Annotated in this window: 22 protein-coding genes and 1 pseudogene; 20 read left to right on the top strand and 3 right to left on the bottom strand. The window is 71.0% G+C overall.

The annotated features are described in order from the left end of the window. Positions 1-128 precede the first annotated feature (128 nt). Positions 129-917, top strand: coding sequence for an SIR2 family NAD-dependent protein deacylase (locus ACZ5T9_RS10785; protein WP_464833070.1), 789 nt, complete (start codon positions 129-131; stop codon positions 915-917). Beyond that, a complete protein-coding gene (locus ACZ5T9_RS10780; RefSeq protein WP_464833069.1) occupies positions 914-1,420 on the top strand; it encodes a DinB family protein in 507 nt (168 codons plus the stop codon). The genes ACZ5T9_RS10785 and ACZ5T9_RS10780 overlap by 4 nt, the downstream gene beginning before the upstream one ends. A gap of 394 nt (positions 1,421-1,814) precedes the next feature. Here the strand turns inward: ACZ5T9_RS10780 and tnpB are convergent, their stop codons facing one another. Both tnpB and ACZ5T9_RS10770 read right to left on the bottom strand, forming a co-directional pair. Next, positions 1,815-3,083: an IS607 family element RNA-guided endonuclease TnpB gene (gene tnpB, locus ACZ5T9_RS10775; RefSeq protein ID WP_464833068.1), complete on the bottom strand. Its 1,269-nt coding sequence runs from the start codon at positions 3,081-3,083 to the stop codon at positions 1,815-1,817. Between the two features lie 143 nt (positions 3,084-3,226). Further along, complete coding sequence (locus ACZ5T9_RS10770; RefSeq protein ID WP_464833066.1) at positions 3,227-4,120, bottom strand: polysaccharide deacetylase family protein; 894 nt, start codon at positions 4,118-4,120, stop codon at positions 3,227-3,229. A gap of 202 nt (positions 4,121-4,322) precedes the next feature. On the opposite strand from ACZ5T9_RS10770, the gene ACZ5T9_RS10765 reads away from it, so the two are divergent. The 17 genes from ACZ5T9_RS10765 to ACZ5T9_RS10685 all read left to right on the top strand — a co-directional run bounded on the left by ACZ5T9_RS10765 (position 4,323) and on the right by ACZ5T9_RS10685 (position 23,030). Next, the gene (locus tag ACZ5T9_RS10765; protein WP_464833065.1) at positions 4,323-4,580 is read left to right on the top strand and encodes a MoaD/ThiS family protein; all 258 of its coding nucleotides are present in this window, start codon (positions 4,323-4,325) and stop codon (positions 4,578-4,580) included. Between the two features lie 29 nt (positions 4,581-4,609). Further along, complete coding sequence (locus ACZ5T9_RS10760; RefSeq protein ID WP_464833064.1) at positions 4,610-5,926, top strand: acetamidase/formamidase family protein; 1,317 nt, start codon at positions 4,610-4,612, stop codon at positions 5,924-5,926. A 419-nt stretch (positions 5,927-6,345) separates the two neighbouring features. Further along, positions 6,346-7,386, top strand: coding sequence for a type IV pilus twitching motility protein PilT (locus tag ACZ5T9_RS10755; RefSeq protein ID WP_464833063.1), 1,041 nt, complete (start codon positions 6,346-6,348; stop codon positions 7,384-7,386). A 76-nt stretch (positions 7,387-7,462) separates the two neighbouring features. After that, positions 7,463-8,626, top strand: a complete 1,164-nt coding sequence (locus ACZ5T9_RS10750; RefSeq protein WP_464833062.1) for a prepilin peptidase — start codon at positions 7,463-7,465, stop codon at positions 8,624-8,626. Positions 8,627-8,653: 27 nt separating this feature from the next. Next, complete coding sequence (locus ACZ5T9_RS10745) at positions 8,654-11,089, top strand: GspE/PulE family protein (RefSeq protein ID WP_464833061.1); 2,436 nt, start codon at positions 8,654-8,656, stop codon at positions 11,087-11,089. 82 nt (positions 11,090-11,171) lie between these two features. Continuing rightward, a complete protein-coding gene (locus ACZ5T9_RS10740) occupies positions 11,172-12,398 on the top strand; it encodes a type II secretion system F family protein (protein WP_464833060.1) in 1,227 nt (408 codons plus the stop codon). Between the two features lie 176 nt (positions 12,399-12,574). Further along, positions 12,575-12,997, top strand: a complete 423-nt coding sequence (locus ACZ5T9_RS10735) for a type IV pilin protein (RefSeq protein WP_464833058.1) — start codon at positions 12,575-12,577, stop codon at positions 12,995-12,997. Positions 12,998-13,211: 214 nt separating this feature from the next. Continuing rightward, positions 13,212-13,652 (top strand): hypothetical protein, encoded by a 441-nt coding sequence (locus tag ACZ5T9_RS10730; protein WP_464833057.1) that lies wholly within the window; start codon positions 13,212-13,214, stop codon positions 13,650-13,652. Between the two features lie 7 nt (positions 13,653-13,659). Further along, the gene (locus ACZ5T9_RS10725) at positions 13,660-14,271 is read left to right on the top strand and encodes a PilW family protein (RefSeq protein WP_464833056.1); all 612 of its coding nucleotides are present in this window, start codon (positions 13,660-13,662) and stop codon (positions 14,269-14,271) included. Between the two features lie 141 nt (positions 14,272-14,412). Beyond that, positions 14,413-15,924, top strand: a complete 1,512-nt coding sequence (locus ACZ5T9_RS10720; RefSeq protein WP_464833055.1) for a hypothetical protein — start codon at positions 14,413-14,415, stop codon at positions 15,922-15,924. Between the two features lie 35 nt (positions 15,925-15,959). Continuing rightward, a complete protein-coding gene (locus ACZ5T9_RS10715; RefSeq protein WP_464833053.1) occupies positions 15,960-17,069 on the top strand; it encodes a hypothetical protein in 1,110 nt (369 codons plus the stop codon). A gap of 221 nt (positions 17,070-17,290) precedes the next feature. Beyond that, the gene (locus ACZ5T9_RS10710) at positions 17,291-17,911 is read left to right on the top strand and encodes a PilN domain-containing protein (RefSeq protein ID WP_464833052.1); all 621 of its coding nucleotides are present in this window, start codon (positions 17,291-17,293) and stop codon (positions 17,909-17,911) included. Then, positions 17,911-18,816, top strand: a complete 906-nt coding sequence (locus ACZ5T9_RS10705; protein ID WP_464833051.1) for a hypothetical protein — start codon at positions 17,911-17,913, stop codon at positions 18,814-18,816. Before ACZ5T9_RS10710 ends, ACZ5T9_RS10705 begins: the two co-directional genes overlap by 1 nt. Positions 18,817-19,033: 217 nt before the next feature. Next, on the top strand, positions 19,034-20,188 hold the full coding sequence (locus ACZ5T9_RS10700; RefSeq protein ID WP_464833050.1) for a mannose-1-phosphate guanylyltransferase: 1,155 nt from the start codon (positions 19,034-19,036) through the stop codon (positions 20,186-20,188). Positions 20,189-20,527: 339 nt separating this feature from the next. Beyond that, the gene (gene galU / locus ACZ5T9_RS10695; RefSeq protein WP_464833049.1) at positions 20,528-21,481 is read left to right on the top strand and encodes a UTP--glucose-1-phosphate uridylyltransferase GalU; all 954 of its coding nucleotides are present in this window, start codon (positions 20,528-20,530) and stop codon (positions 21,479-21,481) included. 140 nt (positions 21,482-21,621) lie between these two features. Beyond that, positions 21,622-21,843, top strand: a complete 222-nt coding sequence (locus ACZ5T9_RS10690) for a hypothetical protein (RefSeq protein ID WP_464833048.1) — start codon at positions 21,622-21,624, stop codon at positions 21,841-21,843. Positions 21,844-22,007: 164 nt separating this feature from the next. Continuing rightward, positions 22,008-23,030 carry a S66 peptidase family protein gene (locus ACZ5T9_RS10685; RefSeq protein ID WP_464833047.1) on the top strand — a complete coding sequence of 341 codons (1,023 nt, stop codon included), beginning with the start codon at positions 22,008-22,010 and terminating at the stop codon, positions 23,028-23,030. A gap of 158 nt (positions 23,031-23,188) precedes the next feature. Here the strand turns inward: ACZ5T9_RS10685 and ACZ5T9_RS10680 are convergent, their stop codons facing one another. Then, positions 23,189-24,271: a pyridoxal-phosphate dependent enzyme gene (locus ACZ5T9_RS10680; RefSeq protein WP_464833046.1), complete on the bottom strand. Its 1,083-nt coding sequence runs from the start codon at positions 24,269-24,271 to the stop codon at positions 23,189-23,191. A 236-nt stretch (positions 24,272-24,507) separates the two neighbouring features. On the opposite strand from ACZ5T9_RS10680, the pseudogene ACZ5T9_RS10675 reads away from it, so the two are divergent. Continuing rightward, positions 24,508-24,609 (top strand): annotated as a pseudogene (locus ACZ5T9_RS10675) (hypothetical protein); the annotation flags it as partial. Between the last annotated feature and the right edge of the window lie 3 nt (positions 24,610-24,612).

The raw sequence follows: 24,612 nt of genomic DNA, 5'->3' as shown, positions 1-24,612 counted from the left end.
CCAGGCCGGGGTCGAGCCGCCCGGACGGGATTCCGGACGGGGGTAGGGGGCGTGCGGTGGGAGGCGGTGGGCGGATGGACGGAGGCAACGGGGCAGCGTGCGGGTCTGGGCACAGCGGAGGGCAGGCCGTGGCTTCTTCCGGTGACATCCAGCGCCTGGCGACCCTCGTCCGGAGGGCGCGCTACATGGTGGCCTTCACCGGCGCCGGGGCCAGCACCGAATCGGGCCTGCCCGACTTCCGCTCTTCGCAGGGCCTGTGGCGGCGGGTTCCCCAGCACATGGCCAGCCTGGCGTTCATGGAACGCCACTTCGACGAGTTTGCCGCCTTTTACCGCCAGCGGATCGAGGCCCTGAAGGGGGTGCAACCCAGCCGGGTCCACCGGATTCTGGCCCGCTGGGAGGCGGCCGGATGGCTGAAGGCGGTGATCACCCAGAACGTCGACGGCCTCCACCAGCAGGCCGGATCGCGCCGGGTGCTGCCGCTGCACGGCGACCTGCGGACGTGCCGCTGCCAGCGCTGCGGACGAACCCAGCCCTCGGAGGCCTTCCTCAGCCGGCCCTACTGCGAATGCGGGGGGCGTGTGCGGCCCAACGTGGTGCTTTTCGGCGAGTCCCTGCCGGCGGCGGTGTGGCAGCAGGCCCGCGACGAGGCGCTTCGCTGCGACTTGATGCTGGTGGTGGGTTCGTCCCTTGAGGTTTATCCCGCCGCGTCGCTGCCCGAGCTGGTGGTACGCCGGGCGGCCGCCGGCGAGGCTCTGCTGGCCATCGTCAACCGCGACCCGACGCCCCTGGATGAGCAGGCGGGACTCGTCCTCCGCGGAGTGGCCGGGGACATTCTGGAACAGGTCGACCAGGAACTGGCCCGCCTGCGGTCGAACGACGAAGCGGGTGAATCAGGAAGGGAGTGGAACTCGTGACGGGAGCAGGCCAGGACGACCGCCGTAACAACGGAACCCTGCTTGATCCTGCTGGCTTTCTTGACATTCTGGAGAGCAACCGCCGCCTCACCCTGCGGGTCATCCAGGCGTTCCCCGAGGATGCCCTCTTTCATTACAAGCCCGTGGAGATCCTGCGCCCCTTTGGCGAGATGGTCCAGGAGATCCTCAACATTGAAGACGATTACATCCGCGGGATCGCCCTGGGCGAGTGGTCCTTCGGCAAGGTGGCGGACAACACCCGCACGAAGGCCGATCTCCTGGCCGTTTGCGAGCAGGTCCGCGCCCGAACGCGGGAACTGTGGCCCAGCATCACGACCGAGCGCCTCTTGCAGGTCGAACCGGATCCCTTCTTCGGTGGCCCGCCCCAGAGCCACTTTGAGCGGCTGGTGTATGCCCTGGAGAACGAGATCCACCACCGCGGGCAGGGGTACGTGTATTTGCGGGAGCTGGGCATTGAGCCGCCGCTGTTTTATGAGCGCTAAAGGCGGACGACCAGCCAGGGTACGTACCAGGATGTGTTTATTACTACGGACGGAGCCGGGTTGCCGACCTGTTGTTACAGGTACCCCGGCTCCGTCTCGCCCCGTACCCGTCTGCCTGACGTTTACCTCGACGGAACGATGTACTTGATGCCGATCCGCAGCCAGCGCCTGGCCAGTTCGACGGCACGCGCTTGTGACGGAATCTTACCCGTCTGGACCCAGTATTGGGTCTTTATTTGGGGATGGGGGCTGACGTACATCCGGTAGCCCGTCCGGCGGGTGAACCGCTGGGCGGCTTTCAGGGCCTCGGCCTTGGACCGGTAGAGACCGCCGTTACCTGAAACATCGTCATCTGTTTCGGGCAGCCGATCCTTGCGGATCGGCGGTGCCGGTCTTACCCGGCCATGCGCCGGTGCCGGCTTCCCGCTTCCTTCGGGATCGCCTGCCTTGCGGCAGGTCTTCCATCCCGTCCACGGGCGTTTTCCGTCTCCGGGCCACTCCCGGCGACGGCGGCCGCCAGGGCCGCGAGATTGCGGGCGGCGTTCTCGTCCCGGTCGAGCACGAGCCCGCATTCCTCACAGCAGAAAACGCGCTGCGAAAGCGGCAGCGACGGCTTGACCGCACCGCACCGCGAGCAGCGCTTGCTGCTGGGATCGAAGGGCGGCGCTTCGACCAGAACCGCCCCGTGCCAGGGACACTTATACCTGAGCTGGCGGCGGATCTCCGCCAGGGCCGCATCGGCCAGCACCCGGGCCAGCCGCCGGTTCTTCAGCATGCCCGCCACGTGCAGTTGTTCAACCACCACCACGCCGTAGGTGCTCGCGAGGTGGTGTGTCAGCTTGTGAAGGGCATCCTGGCGGAGGTTGCGGGCCCGCGCATGGAGCCGGGCCAGCCGGCGGCGGGCCTTTTGCCACCCCCGGCTGCCCTTCTGGCGGCGGGCCAGGGCGCGGTTCCACCGGGCGATCTTTCGGAGCGCTTTTTCAAGGGACCGGGGGTTCGGCCACTTCTCGCCCGTCGAAAGGACCGCCAGGTGCTTGACGCCCGCATCGACGCCGACGACCTTCCAGGGTAACCGGGGCCGGCCCGGCGGCCGCTCCACCTCGCAGGTGAAGCTGACGAACCACCGGCCCCCTTCCCGTGACACCGTGGCGGACAGGATGCGGGCCGTTCCCGCTTCGATGCGCCGGAGCAGGGCCGTGGCCGGCTCATGGGTCTTCACCCGCCCGATCCGGGGCAGGACGACGTGGCTTTGGTCGTCCACCCGGATCGCGCCGGTAGTGAACCGCACCGACTCCCGCCCTCGGCCCTTTTTCCGGAACCGGGGGAACCCCACCCGGCGCCCCTTGCGTTCACCCTTGCGGCTTTTGGACCAGTTCTGCAGGGCCCGGGCCAGCCCGTCCAGCCCGGAGGAATAGGCTTCCTTCGAGTTCTCCCGCCACCAGGGGGCGACGAGGTGCTTTTGCCGGTTCCACTCCCGCCGCAGGGCCGGAAGGGTCCATGGCACCTCCACATCCTCGCCCTGGTCGCGGGCTTCCAGGCGCTCCTTCACCAGCGCCAGACCCCAGTTGAAGGCGAAGCGGCGGGCGCCTACGTGGGAGGCCAGCGCCCGTTCCTGGCGGGGTGTGGGGTCGAGGGCGAAGCGGTACGCCTGCAACACACGCACGGGCAGGCCCCCCCAAAATCATCCAAGGACAGCATATCAGAACATATGTTCCGTGTCAAAGAGTGCGGCCGAGGAGCGGAGGGAGGAGATGCGAAGATTTGATGACGTTGGGCGAGAAATGATAAGAAACGCATTAGCTGTTCTCAGCCCCCGACGACATAGCGGCTCGGTTTGGGTTGTTGGGTGGTGGGAGCGGCCGGGGCCGGTGCATAACGCCGGAGAAGGTCCACCACCTGCTTTCCCGTCATGCCTCGAACCCCCGCGTTGAAGCGTGGAATTTCCATGTCGGGGGTTATTCGGGAGACAAGCCCGGTGCGGGTGGTGAAACCGAACCGGATGCCCTCCGACCGGGCGGCTTGCATGAGCGTGGCATTGTATGACCCGTACGGATAGGCCAGCATGTCGGGCTCATTGGCGAGGATCTCCTGGTGGCGCTGGCGGGCCTGGGCCATGTCCAAGCGGACGGCCGCCTCGTCCATGACCCACAGGACCGCGACGTCGGCACCGTCCCCGGCACGGATCACGCGATGATGCATGTTGTAGGTGTGGGACTGGACCTCCAGGCCCCCTGCGACCAGTTCTTCCACAGCGCCGCTGCTCAGGGTGTTGGGATCCAGGTCGATGCGGCGGTAGACGACGAAGGCCACCGCCGGCACCTCGTACTTTTGCAAGAGGGGCAAGGCCACCGAATGGACTTCCTTCAAGCCGTCGTCAATGGTGAGCAACACGGCATTGGCGGGAACAGACCCCTTACCGGATTTCCACTGGCGGAACTGCTCTGCGGAGATGAACCGGAAGCCCGCTTCCGCCAAGGACCGCAGGTGCTCTTCGAATTGCTGGGCGGTCACCGTGATCGAGCCGCCTTGTGGATGCTCGAAACCGTGATACATCAGGACGGCAACCCGGTCGGTGTAGTACGCCGGCACCGAGCCGGCCAATGCGGGTCCCGCGGGCAATGCTGCAAGCGACGTCAGGACCGCCAGCCAAGCGCTGAGACCCACCCTCAACAGCCGCCATTGCACGATCCGCAACCGCACCGTCAGAGACTCCTTCCCGCTGGTGGCCGCCCGGTAGGCGTTGCCGGTCCCTGGTTCCCCGATGCTTCCAGGCACCGTTCCGATATTAACCACAAGCGACGGCAGCCAGCGAGTGGAAGGTTCAGCCTACAGGATGTCCCGCGGGCCGCGCCGAACATCACCCTCGCTGGCCAGAGCGAGGGCCGGTACGAGGAGGGATGCCATGCAGATCCGGGTGCGCCTAGGCCCCGACCTGGCCAGGGCGGCCGGGGTGCCGTTGGCGGTCGTCGAAACGCCCATGGAGGTCACCGTTGAACAGCTCCTGCTGCGGTTGGGCGAGGACTATCCGGCCCTGCGGGAGGCCCTGTCGACGGCTTTGCTGGTTGCCGGCGGGCGCGTGTTGAGCCGCCGGGAAGTGGTGCCGGCGGGGGTTGACCTGGCCCTGCTCCAGCCCATGGCGGGCGGGCAGGGCGAAAGGTAGCCTGCAACATCCAACAGGGGGCGAGACCCATGGCGTTGCCCTTGCGTACCGCGGACGAGACCGTGTTCGTCGACCGCTTTACCGATGGTGTGCTGGACCCCGAGCAGCCCATGCTGGGCCCGGTCCGCGACGGCGGGCACATCGTCGCCAACACCGCACCCGGCTGCTGGGGTCCCATGATCACGCCCCACCTCAAGGGCGGCCACGAGGTGACGGTGCCCGTGGCCGTGGAGGGGGCGGAAGTCGGGGACGCCGTCGCCATCCGGATCAAGGACATCACGGTGACCTCCATCGCCACGGCCTCGGGCAACGACCGCCCCATGGAGGGGCGTTTCGTCGACGATCCCTACTGCGCCGCCCGCTGTCCCCAATGCGGCACGATGTACCCGGCGACGCGGCTCGAGGGCATCGGCCAGCAGTCGGTCCGCTGCGCCAACTGCGGTGCCGATGCGACGCCCTTCACCTTCACCCACGGCTACACCATCGTCTTCGATCCCACACGGCGGGTGGGGGTCACCCTTCACCGGGAGGCGGCCGAGGCCATCGCCCGGGATGCGGCCCGCTACGCCGCCCTGCCGGCCCGTTCGACCCAGAACCCGATCCTGCGCTTCGCTCCCCACGACCTGGTGGGGGTGGTGGCTCGGCTGCGCCCCTTCCTGGGCCAACTGGGTACCGTACCGGCCATTCGCATGCCCGACTCGCATAACGCCGGCGACTTCGGCTCGGCCCTGATCGGCAAGCGGCACGAGTTCGCCCTGACGCCGGAGGAACTGGCCCACCGCACCGACGGGCACATGGACTGCGATGCGGTGCGGGCCGGGGCCATCGTCATTGCGCCGGTCAAGGTGCCGGGGGCCGGGGTCTACCTGGGCGACATGCATGCTCTGCAGGGCGACGGGGAGATCGCCGGCCACACCTGCGACGTCTCGGGCACGGTCACCCTGCAGGTCGAGGTCATCAAGGGCCTGAACATCGACGGCCCGATCCTGCTGCCGGTGCCGGAAGACCTTCCCTACCTGGCCCGGCCTTTCACCGAGGAAGAACTGGCCCGGGCGCGGGCGCTGGCGGAGCAGTGGGGGCTGCGGGACCTGGAGCGGACGGCCCCCATCTCGGTGATCGGCACCGGGCCCGACCTCAACGCGGCCACCGACAACGGCCTGGAGCGGGCGGCTCGCCTGCTGGGCATGAGCGTCCCCGAGGTGAAGAACCGGGCCACCATCACGGGGGCCATCGAGATCGCCCGGCATCCCGGGGTGGTGCAGGTGACCTTCCTGGCGCCGGTCGACCGCCTGGCCCGCATCGGCCTTGGGCCCTACATCGAGGCCCAGTACGGGATCCGGGTCTGAAAGGGCAGGGCGCAGCACCGGGCGGGGAGCAACACGCCGGCGCCTGCGAAGCCCACTGCGAGAGGTCAAGGGGGAAGCGGTCCCGCGGGGGAAGCGGGTCCCGCCGGGGCGGTCGCCGGGCCGGCCCGCGCGGGCCTGCTTCCCCCGTTGTCTCACCGCCGTCTCCCGCCCGTGCATTCTGGGTGCTCCCTGGCAGGGCGCACATGCCCCGGCTTGCCCGGCAACAAGGGACTCGCAGGCTTGCCGCGCAACAGCCAGGCCCGCTACAAATCCTTCCATTAAGGCACTGCCGGTGCCGCGTTATGGCGTGCCGGCAAGGGCCGGGGAGCCGGGACTTACCCGATTCGACAGGAATCCCCTCGGCCGCGGGCGAACTGGTAACCGCTAGATTCGCTGGCGGCACGCTGGGGTGAGGCATGGTGCAGGAACCCGAACTGGCCCTGTGGTTGCGTCAGGCCGCCGAATACGGTGCCTCGGACCTCCACCTGACCGTGGAGTCGCCGCCCGTGCTGCGCGTCCACGGCGAGCTGCACGACCTGCCCGGCCCGCGGCTGCGGCCGGAGCAGATCGAGGCGCTGGTTCTTCCGATCCTGGACGGGCGGTTGCAGGAGCGCCTGGCCCGCGAGGGGCAGGTGGACTTCGCCTACAGCCTGCCCGGCGTCGGCCGCTTCCGGGCGAACATCTACCGCCAGCGGGGCAGCCTGGCGGCCGCCTTCCGGCTCATCCCCATGTCGGTTCCCGATCTGGACGAACTCGGCCTGCCGCCGGCGGTGGCCGGTCTCTGCGAGCTCTCCCAGGGGCTGGTCCTGGTGACGGGGCCGACGGGGAGCGGCAAGTCGACCACCCTGGCGGCCATGATCGACCGGATCAACCGCACCCGGCGGGTCCACATCGTGACCCTGGAGGATCCCATCGAGTACCTGCACCGCCACCGCCTGAGCCTGGTCAACCAGCGGGAGGTGGGGCTCGACGTGCCCACCTTCGCCACCGGGCTGCGGGCGGCGCTGCGGGAAGACCCCGACGTCATCATGGTCGGGGAGATGCGGGACCTGGAGACCATCGCCACCGCCCTGACGGCCGCGGAGACGGGGCACCTGGTGCTGGCCACGCTGCACACCCCCAACGCCCCCCAGGCCGTCGACCGGATCATCGACGTCTTCCCCGCGGAGCAGCAGAACCAGGTGCGGGTCCAGCTGGCCGGGGTGCTGGAAGGGGTGATCGCCCAGCGGCTGGTCCCGGCCGCCGACGGGCGGGGCCGGTTGGTCGTGGCGGAGTTGCTGGTGGGGACCGCGGCGGTGCGGAACCTGATCCGGGAGGGCAAGACGGCCCAGCTGGTGGCGGTGATGGAGACCTCCCGCCAGTACGGCATGGTCACCCTGCGGGAGAGTGCGGGCCAGTTGCTCTCCCGGGGGCTGGTGACGCGGGAGACGCTGCTGCGGGTGGGTGTCGGGGTGCGGTAGGGGGCCGCACGGCCTGCGGGGGAAGGGCCGTCGTTTCCGGGCGCCGCCAGGGCGCCGCGCAGGGGTGGGAGCAGGGTTGGGACCAGCCGTCGCCGTGGTGGCCGGGCTTGCCGGCCTGGCGGTGGGGAGTTTTCTTAATACCTTCATCGACCGGTGGCCGCGGGAAGAACCGGTCACCTTCCCGCCGTCCCGCTGCGAGCACTGCGGCCGGCGCCTTGCCCTCTGGGAGATGGTGCCCGTGGCCAGCTGGGTGGCCCTGCGGGGCCGGTGCCGGACCTGCGGCGGGGCCATCGGCTGGCAGGCGCCCCTGGTCGAGGCCGTCACCGGCCTGCTCTTCGCCGCCGTGGCCGCCGTGGCGGGAACGCCGGCCCAGCTCCTGCTCGGCCTCGGCTTCGTTTCCGTTCTGGTGGCCGTCACCGGGGTCGACCTGCGCTGCCAGCTCATCCCTAACGTGGCCTTGCTGACGGGGCTGGGGTGGGCGGCGCTGGTGGTCGCCGGGGTGGTGGTGCCGGGGCCGTGGGCGTCCTGGCTGGTGACACCGGCCGGGCCGGCTGCGGCCCCGACGGCCGCTGCGGACCCATCCGGACCGGCAGGGGCCCTGGTGGGGCCTGCGGACCAGGGTGGTCCGGCAACGGTACCGGTAGGGCCTGCGGACCCGCAGGGGCCGGCAGGGTCCCCGGTGGGTCCTGCGGACCCGGGTGGGGCGGCAGGGTTCCCGGCGGGTGCTGCGGACCGGGGTGGGTCGGCAGGGGCCCCGCCGCATGCTGCGGACCGCGGTGGGGCGGCAGGGTCCCCGGCACCTGCTGAGGGCCCGGGTGGACCGGCAAGTCCCCCGTTGGGCCCGGCTGGCTTGCACGGACCCCCGGTTGCCTTGCACGGACCGGGGCTCGCTCGCCCGCCGGCGGCCGGACCGGGATGGGGGTTCCTGGCGGGGTCCCTGGCGGCTGCCGCAGCTGGAGGCCTGGTCTTCCAGCTCCTGCGCTGGGGCTCCCGGGGCGGCCTTGGTTTCGGCGACGTCAAGCTGGCGGCCTGGCTCGGGTTTTACCTGGGCCCGCGGGCCCTGGCGGTGGCCCTCTTCACCGCCGCCCTGGCGGGCGGGCTGGTGGCCGCCTTCCTGCTGCTTTCTGGCCGGCGGGACCGCCGGGACTTGATCCCCTTCGGGCCCTTCCTGGCAGCGGGGGGGCTGGTGGGCTGGTTTTTCGGCGAAGGCCTGTGGGCGCTTTACCTCGGGTTGTTGTGAGGGTGGGGAGGGGAAGGGGGGAGGACCATGGCCCGCTGGCTCTATCGCGGCCAGCTGGGTGATTACCTGGTCGAACACGGGTGGATCAGCCCGTCCCAGCTCGAAGCGGCCCTCAGGGAGCAGCGGCAGACGGGCCAGCGGCTGGGCCAGATCCTGTTGCGCCACGGCTGGATCACCCGCGCCCAGCTCCAGGAGGCCCTGGCTGCCCAGCTGGCCGTGCGGGTCTGGGATCTTCGCCGTTTTCCGCCGGACCCGGCGGTAGCCCGCCGGATTCCCGACTGGGTGGCCCGCCGTTACCAGGTGTTGCCTGTGGCCGATGACGGCCGCCGCCTGCTGGTGGCCATGGCGGATCCCACGGATCTTGAGGCCCTGGACCAGGTTCGGCTGGTCACGGGCAGGGAGATCGAACCGGTCCTGGCCGACGAGGACGACCTCAAGGCCGCGGTGGGCGGGATCTTCGGGTTGTTGGAGGTCGCCGAGCGGGCCCTGCGGGCAGCCCGGGGGGCCGGAGCCGGGGCCGGCGGGCCGGGATCCGGCCCTTTAGGGGATGAGCCGGCCGGAGCGGCCGGCGTAACTGGCGGCGTCGCGTTCCACGCTGGTGCCGGTGCGGCCGGTGGCCTTGTGGCGGGGGCTGTCGCCGGCCCCGCCACAGGCGGCGCCTCCGGTGGCGCTTATGGCGTTGCTCCCGGTGACACGGTGGGCGGTACCGCTGGCGATGCAGCCGGTGATGCTACTGGCTCTGCCGCGGGGACTGTCGATGGCCCCACAGCGGGTGGTGTCGCCGGCGGCCCAACCGGCGTTGCCCCTGGCACCGCAGCCGGTTCCACCGCCGGTGGTGCCGCCGGCCCCGCCCCCGGTGCTGTGGCCGGCCCTGCTCCCGGTGTTGGGGCCCGCCATGCTGCCGGTGTTACCGCTGACCCTGCTGCCGGTGCGGCCGCCGGTCCTGCTGCGGGTTCCGGCGCCGCCTCCGGTCCGGCCGCGGCCACCTCGGCCACCGCGGCCCCCGGGGGCAGGGGAGCCGTCCCTACGGTGCCTGCGGGGCCTGCCGCCGCAACCCCCGGCCGCCGGCCGAGCGGCCTTGCCGTACCCACCACAGCCCCCTCCCTTGGACCGGCCGTCCCCGGCACGGCGGTCCTGGCCGGGACGGCCCCCCAGCCCGGCGTGATGGTGGCCGGCGCCCCGGCGGGTCCCGGGGGGCCGGTTCGTCCGGAAAAGGGTGGCCTCGACCGGGGCGGCGTGGCCGAGGCCCAGGCGCCCGTGGTGGAGTTCGTCCAGAACCTGCTGGAGCAGGCGGTGCGGCAGAAGGCCTCGGACGTCCACCTGGAGCCCGGGGACGGCACCTTCACCATCCGCTTCCGCATCGACGGCACCCTCCATACGGCGATGAACCCGCCGGTCGCGCTCCACGGGGCGGTGATCACCCGCCTGAAGGTGATGGCGGGGATGGACATCGCCGAGCGGCGCCTGCCCCAAGACGGCCGGTTCCGCCTGTTCGTCGAGGGCCGGGAGTTCGACTGTCGCTGCTCGTCCATGCCCACGGTCCACGGGGAGAAGATGGTGATCCGCCTGCTGGACAAGGCCATGGGCGGGGCACAGCTGGACGCCCTGGGGCTGCCCGCGCCGATGGTGGCCCAGCTGCGGGAGCTGGTGCACCGGCCTTATGGGCTGGTGCTGGTGACGGGGCCCACGGGCAGCGGCAAGTCGACCACCCTGGCCGCCCTGCTGCGGGAGGTCGACCGCAGCCGCCTCAACGTGGTGACCATCGAGGACCCCGTAGAGTACGAGATCCCGGGCGCCAGCCAGAGCCAGGTGAACCTGCGGGCGGGCCTGACCTTCGAGGTGGCCCTGCGGCACTTCCTGCGGCAGGATCCCGACGTGATCATGGTCGGCGAGATCCGGGACCGGGAGAAGGCGGACACGGCGGTGCGGGCGGCCCTGACGGGACACCTGATCTTGAGCACCCTGCACACCAACGACGCGCCCTCCAGCGTGACCCGGCTGGTCGACATGGGGATCGAGCCCTTCCTGCTGGGCTCCTCGCTGCTGGCCGTGCTGGCCCAGCGGCTGGTGCGGGTGCTGTGCCCCCACTGCCGGCAGCCTTACGAGGCCGGGGAGGGCGTGCGGGCCGTGTTCGCCGCGGCGGGGATCGACCTGCCGTCCGGGGCGGTGCTGTACCGGCCGGGCGGGTGCCCCGAGTGCCGGGGCGGTTACGCCGGCCGCCGGGCCATCGCCGAGCTCATGGTGACGAACCCCGCCCTGCGGGAGGCCATCACCGCCGGCGCCACCGCCGCCGAGCTCGGCCGGCGGGCCGTGGAGGCCGGGATGCGCACCCTCCGCCAGGCAGGCCTGGACCTGGCCCTGGCCGGCGAGACCTCGGTTGAGGAGGTCCTGCGGGTGACCGAAGCCCCGGGCTGGGAGCGGGAGGAGCCGGCGGGGCGGGGAGTGGCGGTGGGGGTGGGCTAGTCCGGGGGGCTGAGCCCGGGACGGGCCGGCCCGCCGTGCCGCGTCGGGGCGCTACGCAGCGTGGTAGGCAGGGGGATGGGGCGTGACCTTTGTCTACATCGCCCGCAACGCGGCCACCGGTCGCCGCGTGACGGGGCGGATGGAAGGGGAGTCTGTCCGCGACGTCCTCGCCCGGTTGAGCGAGGCCGGGTACGTCACCCTGTCGGTCCGCCCGGCTACGCCCTGGCGGGATCAGGACGTCCGGGAACTGCTGGGGATGGGCCGCCGGGGTCTGGCCGCGAAAGACCGGGCCCTCTTCTTCCGGCAGATGGCGGCCCTCCTGAAGGCGGGCATCTCGCTGACGGCCGCGCTGGAGTCGCTGGCAGGGCAGAGCCGGGGGCGGCTGCGGGAGGTCACCGAGGGTCTGTCCAGGTCCATCGACAGCGGCCGCAGCCTCCACGAGGCCATGGCGTATCACGGCGCGGCGTTCCACCCGGTCCACCTGGCCCTGGTCCGGGCGGCGGAGCTGTCGGGGACCCTGGATGAGGTGATGGAGCGCCTGGCCGCGGACGAGGAACGGCGGGTGCGCATCGAGGCCAAGCTGCGCTCGGCCATGAGCTACCCGGCCTTTGTCCTTATGGTCACCCTGGCGGTGGTGATGGTGATGGTGACCTTCATCGTCCCCACTTTCGCGGGGATCTTCACCCAGTTTGACCTGCCCCTGCCGTGGCCGACGCGAATGTGGCTGGCGGTGGCGTCGAGCCGGTATGTGCTAATGGGTTTGGCCGGGACGGGAGTTGCCTTCCTCCTGGCGTTCTGGCTCTGGGTGCGATCCCCCGGCGGCCGGACCCGGTGGGATGCCCTCAAACTCCGGCTGCCGGTCCTGGGGCCGCTTTTGCAGACGCTGATTCTGGCCCGGGTGACCAGGGCGCTGGCCACCATGTACCGGTCCGGATTGCCCATGCTCGAAGCTCTCGAGGCGGCGGCCGCTTTGTCGGGGAACGGCGTCTTCCGTACGGCGCTCGCGGAGGCCCGGGCCGGCCTGGAACAGGGGGCGGGCCTGGCCCCTTCCCTGGGGATGACGGGCGCCTTTCCCGCCGTTCTGGTCGATATGGTGGCCGTGGGGGAAGCCACCGGGGCCCTGGACGACCTGCTGGATCGAGCGGCCGGTTTCTACGAGGACGATGCGGAGCACCGGCTGGGCAGCTTGACCTCGCTGGTTGAACCGATCCTGGTGGTGCTGATGGGGGGGCTCATCGGCTTCATTGCGGTATCCGTCTTTCTGCCCATCTTTTCGCTGATTTCCGGCGTGTCCGCCTTGGGGGGGTGATGGCCGGGCGACACCATGGCGGGGGCACGTGACGCCGGGTGGCATCATGGTTCGCCACCGGCCTCTAGGGGAGCAGGAAAGAGCTCCGGGCCTACGAATATGCTTCCGCAACCATCCGCCCGGCTGATCTTAGGGGGAGGAGCCGGGCAGGGGGAGACCTTGGGGGAGGGACAGGAATGTTCCGCATTCGCACGAGCCGCAGCGACCGCCGACGGCGCCAGCGCGGCTTCACGCTGATCGAGCTGGGCGTTGTCCTGGCGATCCTGGCCATCCTGGTGGCCATTGCAGTGCCTACTTATGCCGCCATGGTGCGGCGGGCGCGGGAAGCCGAGGCACGGCAGGCCTGGACCATGGTGAAGACGGAACTGTGGTCATATTACCTTGAACATAATCAGTTTCCAGCCCCGATCCAAAACGGTGAAGGGTGGGACGGAATCGACGCCATACCCCAGAGTAACTATTGGACTTACGTGGCCAGTACAGGCCAGAACAAGGACAGTGCCACATTGACGGCTACGGGGTCCGATCCGGACCACACGATCTGCTGGACGCTTCACGATGACGGCACCGTAGACGAAGAACGAGGCACGTGTCAGTGACCTTTCCACCATCACCGGGTCCTTCGACGGGTGACTGAGGTGTTGACCGGTGGGACGCCCGCACGATAGCGGTGCCGCACCTCAAGGGAAAGAGGGGCCGGATGCCAGGGCGCGTCCTCCGGCGGGTCCGGGAGCGGCGCGGCCGGTTCCCGGACCAGGCGCGGCACGCCATGGGGGGGCAGCCCGTTCCGAATCCGGGCTCGGCACGCTGGAGGTGGCCGTCGCCCTGGTCATCCTGGCGTTCCTCACCGTGGCCCTGCTGGCCACCATCGGGGCGTCCTGGGCCGGTGTGATCGAACAGGGGCACCGCCAGCTGGCCGTCGGCTGTGCGCCCCAGGTCCTGGAGCAATATCGGGCGGCGCTGCTGGCGGGGGACGGGATGGCCCCCGAAGGTCCCTGCCCGGCGGCGCCGCCCCGCGGCCTGTGGTACCGGCTCCAGGCGCAACCCGACGAGGGGACCGCTCCGGAAGGTGGGGGGAATGGGCCTTCAGGCTCGGGCGGAGGCGGAGGCATTCCAGCAGGTCCCGTGCGGGTTGCGGTCGCCGTCTACCCCGGTTCGCCCGGGACGCCGGCAGCCGCCGTCTACACGGTATCGACCGTATTCTGGCCGCTGGCCGGCGACCAGGGCATCCCCCCCGCCGGGCCCGGGTCATGAACCGCCGGTGGGGGAGGCCGGCGACCGGCAGCGGGGCGGACTGCTGGTCGAGGTGGCCGTCGCCCTGGTCATTGCGGGCTTGATCGCCGCGGCGACGGCTTCCGTCATCGCATGGGCCATGTCCCGGCAGGCCCAGGCGGTTCGTACCTACGATGCCATCGAAGCGGGGCAGCTGGCCCTTGAAGGGATCGGGCGGCTGATCCGCAATGCCGGATGGGGTGACGGACCGGCGCTGCTGGAGGTGGCCGGGGACCGTCTGACCCTCTGCGGCGTGGGCTGGCGCGGTGGGGTGTTCCGCGGCCAGCTCCGCGTCGATGCCCAGGGCCACCTGGTGTGGACCCCCGTTTCCCTGCCACCCCAGCGACGCAGCCAGTGCCCCGGTCAGGATCTGCCCGAAGCGGTCCGTCTGGTGCCGGGAGCCGCCTTTGAGCAGGTGTCCTTCTCGACCACGCCGTGGGATGCGGCCTCTTCCCCGGGGCGGTGCGGGATGGGAGGCCCATTGGCCGGCTGCGACGGCGTGGCCGGCCTGTTCGTCCGGGTTGAACCGGCCGGTGCCGCGGGCGAAGGGCGGCCCGTGGCCGAAGGTTACGTGGCGTTGCGCAACACGGGCGCCCCTTGAGCTGGAAGGATGCGTTGCCGGTCGTCGCACAGGACTTCGCCCGCCGCCCGGCTCCTGCAGGGGACGAACCTGGGGCCGTGGCGCAGGGGCTTGGCCCCGCCATATGGGGGTGGGGCGGCAGGGCACCGGAGGCGTGAAGGGATGGCGCCGGCCCGCAACCGTACAAACGCAAGGTCGTCCGCACGGTCATCGAGCCCGAACGAGGGACGGGCCCGGCGGCTGCGGCGGCATGCCGAGGCAGGGCAGGCCCTGCTGTGGGCCCTGGTCGCCATGCTGGTGACCGCCCTCCTGGTGGCGGTCTTCGCGACCTTGTGGGTGCGGGGCACCGTCCGGGCCCGGTCCTATGGCGACATGACGGCGGCGCGGTATGCGGCGGAAGCGGGGATCTCCCGCGCCCTGGCCGAGCTGGCCGCGGGGGCGTTACACCCGCCCGCCAGCCTGTCCGGTTCAGTGGAACCGGCCGCCGGTCCGGCCACCTACCAGGTGGTGGTGACACCCGACGGGCCCGGGCGCTGGGTCCTGAACAGCACGGGGGTGCAGCGAAGGGCGCGGTATACCGTCGAGGTGGCTGTGGTGGCGCCCTTCACCATGCCGGTCTATGCCGGGGGCACCCTGACCCTGCACGTGGTTCCCAGCGGCGGAAGGGTGGATTTTTCCATGTCACCCGGATTCGGACGACAAGGCGGGGCCCAGGGGTCCGGAAGCGTGACACCGGCGCCGGTGAAGATGCAGCTGCCGCTCCCTGATTTCTCCTTCGCGACCTTCGCCGCGCTGGCGGGGACGCCGCCGGCGCAGCGCCAGTCGCTGGCCGCCAGCGGCGGCGTCTTACTCGACGGTGCGTGGTTCGACGGCGGCCCGTGCGGGGACAGGAACAAGGGCCGGGGGGCGTCCCTGACCGTCCCGGCGGGGGCTACGGTGGGGGTGCTGGGCGACCTGAGATGCCCCGCCGTCACCCTGGAGGCGGGTTCGACCCTGGTGGTCACAGGGGCCCTCGCCGCCGAGCAGCTTGCGTTGCACGACGGAGCGCGGCTGGTGGTCGGGACGGACGCCGACCCGCAGGACATCGCCGTCTACGCCACTTCGGGGCAACCCCGGCCGGTGCTGCTGGTGGTGGGCGGTTCCCTGGACGTCAAAGGCGCCCTGGCCGGTGAAGGGGGCGGAATGGCCGATGTACCCCTGGCCATTCTGGCCCTGGACCGCCGGGGTTGCACCTTGCCGGCCTGTGGCGATGACGTCGCGAACCGCATCGCCATCACGGACCTTCAGGCCACCGAGTTCCTTCTCTATTCCGAGCCGAAGCCGGCGGGGGCGTCGAGCGTGTGCGTGGAGATCGGGGCACCGGGTGGAAACACCAGCAACCGGTGCCACGGCCAGGGCCATGGGGGCGGCACGAGCGGGGGAGGATCTGGCGCCGGCGGCGCCAACCAAGGTCAGAACGGCAACCAGGAAACCGGGGGCGGTTCCGGCGCCGAAGGTGGCGCCGGCCGCCTGCCCCTGGTTCAGGTTCGAGGTGCCGTCCTGGCAGGGGGCGATGTGACGGTCATCGCTCGCCACGTGCAGCTGGAGTGGAGCGTGGGTTTTGACCTTCTTGCCCGGTACCTCGGTGTCTTACCCGGCCAGGCCTTCTACACCCTGGCCGGATGGCGAGAGTAGGAGCGCCGGTCGAGGCGAAAGGCGGCCTAAGCTGAATGGCATGGATGAGGACGACCCTTGGCGTTGACGCAGGGACCACGGGCACCCGGTGGGTGCTCTTCCAGCCCCGGGCCAGGATGCTGATTCCCCTCGACCGCCCCCGGCGGGGGCGGGTGGTGGCGGCCCTGCCGGCCGATCAGGCGGTATTCCGCACCGTGGAACTTCCCCGCCTGGGACGCCGGGAACGCCTGGCGGCCCTGCGCTGGGAGTTGCAACGGATCCTGCCCGTGGCGGTGGACGACGCCGTGTTCGACTACATCGAGCTGGGCGAGGACGCCGGGGGGGTCGCTTCGGCTCTCAGGGCAGCACGATCCCAGCCTGCGGAGACCGTGTCTCGGCAGACGGGCGGCGTCCGCTATGTGGTGAGCGGGGCTCCGGTGGCCACGGTCGACCAGCGGCTGGAAGAACTGCGCCGTCAGGGCATCCACCCGGCCGTGCTGGAGCCCGAGTGGGTGACCCTGTGGCGCTGTGCCGCGCTGCTCGGACAGGGGCGCCCGGAACCGGCGGGAACGGCCGTCATCGATTTTGGGGCCACGGCGACACGGCTGGTGGTGGTTGACGCCCAGTGCCGACCCGTGGCCTTTCACCGGTCGCCGGTGGGCGGTCAGGTTCTCGAAGAGGACCTGGCCCGGAGCCTGGGCGCGGACCTCGCGGAAGTGCGGTCCCTGATCCCCACCGAATTAGCCCACGACTTCGGTCCTCTCCAGCGCAGCCAGGCGGCGATCGGCCTGCTGGGCGACCTTGCCCGGGCGCTTCGCCGGGTGCGAGCGGAGCGTCTGGTGAAGGGCAGTCTGGAACTTTGGGCCATTGGTGGCGGCGCGGCCTGGCCGGCCTTGCGGGCCGCGGTGGCGGAGGCTCTCGGGGAGCCGTTACGGGTGACTGGAGACGCCTCTGTGCAAGCGGCGGGAGGGACAAGCCCGTTGCTGGGTCTTGCGCCCCGCTGGGTTCTCGCCGGTGCCCTGGCCCTGTGGTCCGCGGGTGCGGCCGGATGGTTGCGGGCGGCGGTGGTGGTGGAAGCCGGCCCCGGCGAGTCCGCCCAAGCCCCGGCCGAGGAGCTCGACGCGGTTTCGATCCATGGGGAGGAAAGGGGGGCATCGCCGGCGTGACCCCCTTCGGCGATGCGGAACAGCCGGCCGGCCCGTCCTGGGACGGCGGGGCGGCAGGGTACCAGGGCAGGATCCATCCGGCTCCTTCTCCGGTCGTACAAGGGACCGGGCGGCCGGCAACGAGGCAGGGCTCCGGGCGGCGGCCTGTCACGGCACGCGCCGGCCGCCTCGTACCCCGGATGAACCTGCTGGCACCCCGGATGCCGGCCCGGCGGGTCCGGGTGGCGGCGCGATGGACGGCGGCGCTGCTGGTCCTTGCGTTGCTGGACCTGGTCGCCGGGCTCGGGTGGCTGGGGGTCAACGGGCTGGCGTCCCGGGCCGAAAGGGCCCTGCGCCAGGCCGAAGCCCGGCGGCTGGCCGCCGAGGCCGCGGTGGCCCCCCTGGTACCGGCGGCACGGGAGAAGGCTGCGCTGCAGCGGCGGTGGGAAGCGCTGCAAGCCATCGGCGATCCACCCTGGGAGGCGGCGGCTGTCCTGGCAGCGGCCCGGGCGTCTCTGCCGGGCGGTGTCACCTTGAGCCGGATGGACGTCGAAGGCGGCGGAGCCGTCCACCTGTCGGGAATGGCTCCCTCGTATGCGGCCGTTGACCAGTATGCCCGGGCGCTGGCCGCCGCCGGCTTCTTCAGGGGGGTGTGGGTCCGGCAAATGGCCGTTGTGGGGGCCGCCGCTCCTGCGCCATCTCCTGGGACAGGAGGTCCGGTCACCGGATCGGTACCCGGTTCGGCATCGGAATGGGGCGGTTCGGTCCCGGATGGGGAGCAGGTGGCTTTCGACATCGACGCCTGGCTTGCCGTTGCGGGCAGCGAGCCGTCCAACGCGACGCAGCAAGGGGGGCAGCCGTGATGCCCTGGGAGCGGTCCGCGGGCCGGCCCTCCAGGCAAGAAAGGGAAGCCACGGCGGCGGCGGATGGGCGGGGCGCCCGGCGGGACGGACGGGCCGGTGCCCGGAACCCCGGCGGGCTTCTCCTGCTGCGGGGGTACGCCCGGCGCTCGCCCCTGGTGCGGCTGGTGCCGTTCTTGCTGCTTGCCGCCTGCGTCTTTCTTGTCGGTTTCGGCGGCCTGGTACTCGTCCCCGATGTCCAGCGGCTCATGGAACTGCGGGCCCAGGTCGCGGTCGCCACGGAGGAAGCGGCTGCCCAGGAGGCGATGTTGGATACCGTCCAGGCAGCCGCAGCCCAGCGGGACGAGCTGCGCCGCCAGGTGGAGGCAGCCGAGGCGCGCCTTTTGCCGGTCACCAGCCTGCCCGGGCTTGGGGTCCGGCTCGACGGGTATGCCCGGAACACCGGTGCCACCTTGCTGGCGGTGCAGTTCGGGGCCTATGAGGCCCTGACCCCCCCGGCCGGCGGGGGCGAAGCTGGGGTCGAGGTCACGAGGAACCCCGGCTCGGCTGCGGGCGGGGTGGCCGAACCGGCCCCGTCCGCACCACCGGCCGCCGGCGCGCCGCCCGCACCCCCTGCCCCGGACTTGAACCAAGGTTCCGCGTCCGCCCTGCCGGCCGCTGCGGGAGCCGGTGATCCTGCATCCTATGGGGCCGTGGCCGTCACGGTGGAACTCGGGGGTACGTGGAATGCCATTGAGGGGTGGCTCAGGCGCGTCGCGCAGGCCGAACCGGCCCTCTGGGTGGAACGGGTCTCCCTGGCCGAGACGGGTGCGGGCCTCTACGAGGCGCGCCTGAGCGGCCGCGTGTGGGTGAAGGGGGCCCCGCCGGGCGGCGGGCCGGGTCTGGCCGGGCGGGGTTCGTCCCGGTAGGGCCGGATGGCAGCGGCTTCTGCCGTCGCCCCTCGCCTCCCACCACCGCAGTGACATGACGTTGTTTGTCATCCCAGGAACCGGTACCCTGGAATACGACGAAGAGGCGTCCAGGGTGTTTCCCTACCCATCAGCTTCAGGCCCGCCGGCTTCAAGCCTGCTGGCGTGACGCCGGAAGGGCAACCCCGCCACCCGAGTGCCGGAAGGGAGAGGAACCATGCCCGTCCTGCCGCGCATCGCCGTCATCCTGGCCGGCGGCGAGGGGCGCCGGCTCTGGCCGGCCAGCACGCCGCAACGGCCCAAGCAGTTTCTCCGCCTTTTCGGCGGGCGCACCCTGCTGGAGGCGACCTGGGAGCGGGCGCGGGCCGTGCCGGGGCTCAGCGACGTCTGGGTGGTGACCGGGGCGGCCTACGCCGAGGCCACGCGCCGGGTCCTGCCGGACCTTCCCGCGGGGCAGCTGGTCATCGAGCCGTCGGGGAAGAACACGGCTCCCGCCCTGGCCCTGGCCGCCGGTCACATCGCCCGGCGCTATGGGGATGCGGCGGTGCTGGTTCTTCCCGCGGACCATCACATCCCCGACGTGCCGGCCTTTGCCCGGGCGGCAGATCAGGCCCTGGCCGTGGCGGCTTCCGCCGGCGCCCTGGTGACCTTCGGCATCGAGCCGACCCGCCCCGAGACCCAGTACGGGTACATTGAATTGGAAGACGAACTGGAAGACCCCGACCGCCGGGATCGTGTCCCGGCTGCGCCCTCGCATGACCACGCCACCCCCGTGCGCCGGTTCGTCGAGAAGCCGGGGCCGGAACAGGCGGCGGCCTTCCTGGCGGCGGGGCGCTACCTGTGGAACAGCGGGATGTTTGCCTGGCGGAATTCCGTCTTCCGCGGGGAACTCGAGCGGTCGGCGCCGGAGCTGGCACGCCTGGCGGCGCGGGTGGCGGCGGGCGAGCCGCGGCCCGCCTGGGAAGGCGCCTGGCAGTCCCTCCCGTCCATCTCCGTCGACTACGCCGTGCTGGAGCGGGCCCGGCACATCCTGTGCATCCGGGCGGGTTTCGCCTGGGACGATCTGGGCTCCTGGCTGGCCGTGGAGCGGCACGGGACCGCGGACGAACACGGCAACGTGGTGCTGGGCGGCGCACCGGCGGTGGTGCAGGGTTCGTCCGGCGTGACGGTGCTCAGCGAGGAGCTGCCCGCGGTGGTCATGGGCGTGCGGGATCTGGTGCTGGCGGCCACCCGGGACGGCATCCTGGTGGCGGGCAAGGAGAGCATCGAGGGGCTGCGGCAGGCGCTGAACGTGCTGGAAGCCCGCCTGCAGCAGCTGGCCCTGGCTGGCCGGTCAACAGCCGCAGCCGCTGCCTCGCCCAGGGAACGTTGAAGGGCTAGAGCGCCGGACCCCGGCGAGGGGGCGCGGAGTGCCGGAACCGGCCCGGGCCGAAGTCCGAAGCCGGCGGCTCGCGGCACTGGCGCCGAAGGGTCTGGCGCCGGGAGGAATGGCGGCCCGCGGCCCCGAAAGCCTGGAATGAAACTGGAGAAGTAAGAAAAAGGATGGGCGTCGAGGGGATGCGCCCGTCCGGCCCTGGCGATACAGCTGGGGTTCATCGCCGTTCGCCAGTCCATGGCGGCTTACCCGTCCATTCCATCCCTGACCGGCGGCAGGCGCGTCATTTCTGATCGGTATACGCGGATCCGGGATGAGCCGAAGGAGGTTTGTACATTGCCACGGACCGTTCGCAAGGCCGTGATCCCGGCGGCGGGCCTCGGAACCCGCTTCCTGCCGGCGACCAAAGCCCAGCCCAAGGAAATGCTGCCCGTGGTCGACAAGCCCATCATCCAGTATGTGGTGGAGGAGGCCGTGGCCGCCGGCATCGACGACATCCTGATCGTCACGGGTCGCGGCAAGCGTGCCATCGAAGACCACTTCGACCGCTCCATCGAGCTGGAGTGGCACCTGGAGCGGGGCAACAAGGACGAGATGCTGGAGTGGGTGCGCCACATCGCCGACCTGGCCGACGTCCACTTCGTCCGGCAGAAGGAGCCGCTGGGACTGGGCCACGCGGTGCTGCAGGCCCGCCGCCACGTGGGCGACGAGCCCTTCGCCGTGCTCCTGGGCGATGAGATCTTCATCGGGGACGAACCGGCCCTGGCGGAGCTGATGGCCCGCTACCGCGAGACGGGCGCCAGCGTGGTGGCCGTGCGGGAGGTGCCGCGGGAGCAGGTGCGGCGCTACGGCGTGGTGGCGGGGGAGCCGGTGGGGGAGGGCCTCTACCGCGTCCGGGACATGGTGGAAAAGCCCGACCCCGCCGAAGCGCCCTCCAATTTGGCCATCGTCGGCCGGTACATCATCGAGCCCGAGATCTTCGACCTGCTGGAGCGGGTGGGCCGCGGCAAGAACGACGAGATCCAGCTGACCGACGCCCTGCGGATGCTGGCCCGGGACCAGGCGGTCTACGCCTACCAGACCCGGTCCCGGCGCTATGACGTGGGGGAGAAGCTGGGCTTCCTGCAGGCCACGGTGGAGTTTGCCCTGATGCGGCCGGAGCTGGCCCCCGACTTCCGCCACTACCTGTTCAACCTGGTGGACGAGCTCAGGACCGGCCGCTGGCCGGGGGCCGAACAGGCCGCAGCCACGCGCCAGGCCCAGCCGGCGCCGCTCAAGCGGCAGCGGTAATGCGGGCAACGGGCGACGCAGTGACCGACTGGGCTAACCGCGTCCGTAAAGGCCGGTGAGTGGGGGGCGCACATCGATCGCCAGGCGAATGGGCTCGCCCCGATCCCGCTCGGCGCAGCAGCAAGGCAGGGGGCCGTTCCATGCACCGCATCGAAGTGGTGGGCGCCGTCAACCTCTTGTGGCTGGCCGCCTTTTTGCTGATCCGGTACCTAGCCGAAGAGGGACCGGCAGCCATCGGTGCACCCGCCGTGAGTCCCACGGCCAGGTTCTTCGGCTGGGTCCTGCCCATGGGCCTGGTGGTGTTCCTGGTAGCCTGGGGCGGCTATGCCGTCGGCCGGGCGGCGGCCCGACGGGAGCGGTAACCATCCAGTGAAATCGGTCACGGCCGGACCCGAACGCCGGTAGCGGCCGCACTGGCCATTCAGGCCGGTGTGCGACTCCGTGAGCAGGGTTGGCCGTATGGCCGGCAAAGGTTAGGGCAGGGCTAGAGGAGCCTACCGGAGGTCGGAGGAGGCGCGTCGAGACAGTGAGGTGGGCGCTGCGCAAGCCCGCACGGTTACGGCCCGGCGATACCGTGGGCGTCGTGTCTCTTTCCGCTCCGGTGGCCGCCGAGTGCCCGCGGCGCTATCAGCGCGGCCTCGCGGAACTCGAACGGCGGGGTTTCCGTCCCCGGCCGGCTCGTCACGCCACGGCCCGGCATGGGCACACCGCCGGGACGCCCGAGCAGCGGCTGGCCGATCTCCACGAACTCTGGCGGGACCCTGACGTCAAAGCCATCCTCAACACCATCGGCGGCTACAACTGCCACCACCTGCTGGAAGACCTGGACTACGAATACATCGCCCGCCATCCCAAGCTTTTCATCGGTTACAGCGACATCACGGCCCTGCACGTGGCCTTGCACGCCCGCACCGGGCTGGTGACCATCCTGGGCCCCGCCCTGATGCCCCAGTTCGGCGAATACGGCGGCATCCACCCTTACACGTGGGAGCACCTGTGCCGGGTCACCATGGAGGCCGTTCCGCCGGGGGAACTGGCACCTTCCCCCGAATGGACGACGGAACGCCTGCGCTGGGACGTGGAGGACGACCGGCCCCGGCGCTACGTACCCAACCCGGGACCGCGCACCCTGCGCCCGGGCCGGGCCGAGGGCCCGATCCTGGCTGGCAACGCCGGCACGCTGCTTCTGCTGGCGGGGACGCCCTGGTGGCCGCAGGTCGACGGCGTGATCCTCTGCCTGGAGGACGACGAGGCGGAGCAACCCGCCACCGTCGATCGCATGTTGACGCAGCTCCGCCACATGGGCGTGTTCGCCCGTATCGCCGGCCTGGTGCTGGGGCGCTATCCGCCCCAGGCGGGCTTTTCCGAGGACGACCCCCTGGACGGGATCGTTCTGCGGGCGGTGCGCGGCTACGACTTTCCTGTGGCCGTCGACTTCGACTTCGGCCACACCGATCCCATGTTCACCCTGCCGCTGGGTGTCCGGGCCCGGCTGGAGGCAGATCCGAAGAAGCCCCGCCTCTTCCTCCTTGAGGCCGCGGTCACCTGAAAGGCCGGCCGGGGTGATTAGGGGCCGTCGAACAATCGGGAGCCGGTCAGTGAACAATCGGGGATTCCTCGTTGAACAATCGGGGACCCCTGCATCTTGAGGCATCTTGAGGCTGCGGCGAGGGCCGCGCTCCGTCCCGGCACGGGGCGCCGGGGACATCAGCCGCCGAGCACCCGCCGCGGATCCACGTTGCGGCCCGTGACCACCACCACGATGCGGCGGGGAACGGGCAGGGGGCCCCCGGGCCGCCAGGGGAAGACCCCCCTCAGGGAGGTCAAGGGGTTGCGGCCTGCAGCCGCGTCGGGCCGGCCGGTTCCGGTTGGCGGGGCGGCCTCCAGCAGGGCGGCGATGGCGGTGGCGGCGCCGCCTTCCACCAGGAGGCCGTGTTCTTCCAGCATGAAGGTCATGGCCCGGGCGATGGCTTCTTCCGAGACCAGCACGGCGTCGGTCGCCAGGCGGCCCACCAGGCGGAAGGTCCAGCGGTTGTCTAGGCCGATGCCGCCCACCAGGCTGTCGGCCAGGCTGGGTTCCTCGGGCAGGGTGACGGGGTGGCCGGCCCGGAGGCTGTGGAACATCACCGGCCCCCGTTCCATGGACACGCCGATGAGCTGCACGGGGCGGGGCGGTCCGAAGTGCCGCAGGGCCAGGCCCACACCGGACAGCAGGCCACCGCCGGAGAGCGGAACGATCACCGCCTCCACCTCGGGCAGATCGTCCAGGATTTCCAGGCCGAGGGTGCCCTGGCCGGCGATGATGTCGGGGTCGTCGAAGGGATGAACCACGACCAGCCCCTGCTCGGTAGCGAGGCGGGCGCAGAGGGCTTCCGCGTCGTCCTGGGTGGGGGCCATGGCCAGTTCGGCCCCTAGCCGGCGGATGGCCTCCAGCTTGACGGGCGGCACGCCCTCCGAGACGCACACCACGGCCCGGAGTCCCAGCCGCCGGGCCACGTAGGCCACGGCCCGCCCGTGGTTACCCGTGGAGAAGGTGACCACACCGGGCGGTGATCCGAGGCTGGGTGCCGATTCGGCGAGCCGGACCAGCTTGTTGGCGGCGCCCCGGAGCTTGAAGGAACCCGTGGGCTGAAGCGTTTCGAGCTTCAGGTACACGCCGGTTCCCAGCCGCTCCGACAGCGCGGGAGAGGGGATCAGGGGCGTCCGGGCGGCGATCCGGGCGACGCGCCCCCTGGCTGCGGCGAGTTCGGCACTCCAGCACCCGGCACTCCAGAATCCATCGTCCGGCAAGGTCTCACATCCCATCCCCTGCAACGCTACAGGCGTAGCGGCACGACGTCAACGGGCCTTAACGGGGAGCCGCAATCGCTTGCAGCCACCGCGGTGGTATGCTGGAAGTAGGCACGCCTGTATGGTCTTTCGCCTTCCCTGAATAGAATGCGCCATAAAGGCCCACCATTCCGCATAAGAGTAATCAAACCGGAAGCCAGTGGGTCAGATTGACATCTAGGGGGAGGTAACGGACAATGAGGGCGCGAGGTGAGGGGCTTATGGCAATCCTCCGCGTTGGTGGCCGAGGACAGGTCACCCTGCCGGTCGGAATCCGGGAAGCCCTTGGCATTACCGAAGGG

This window comes from Thermaerobacter nagasakiensis, assembly GCF_055396825.1.
Note: the sequence above shows the minus strand (reverse complement) of the source record. Positions and strands in the feature narration are given on the sequence as shown.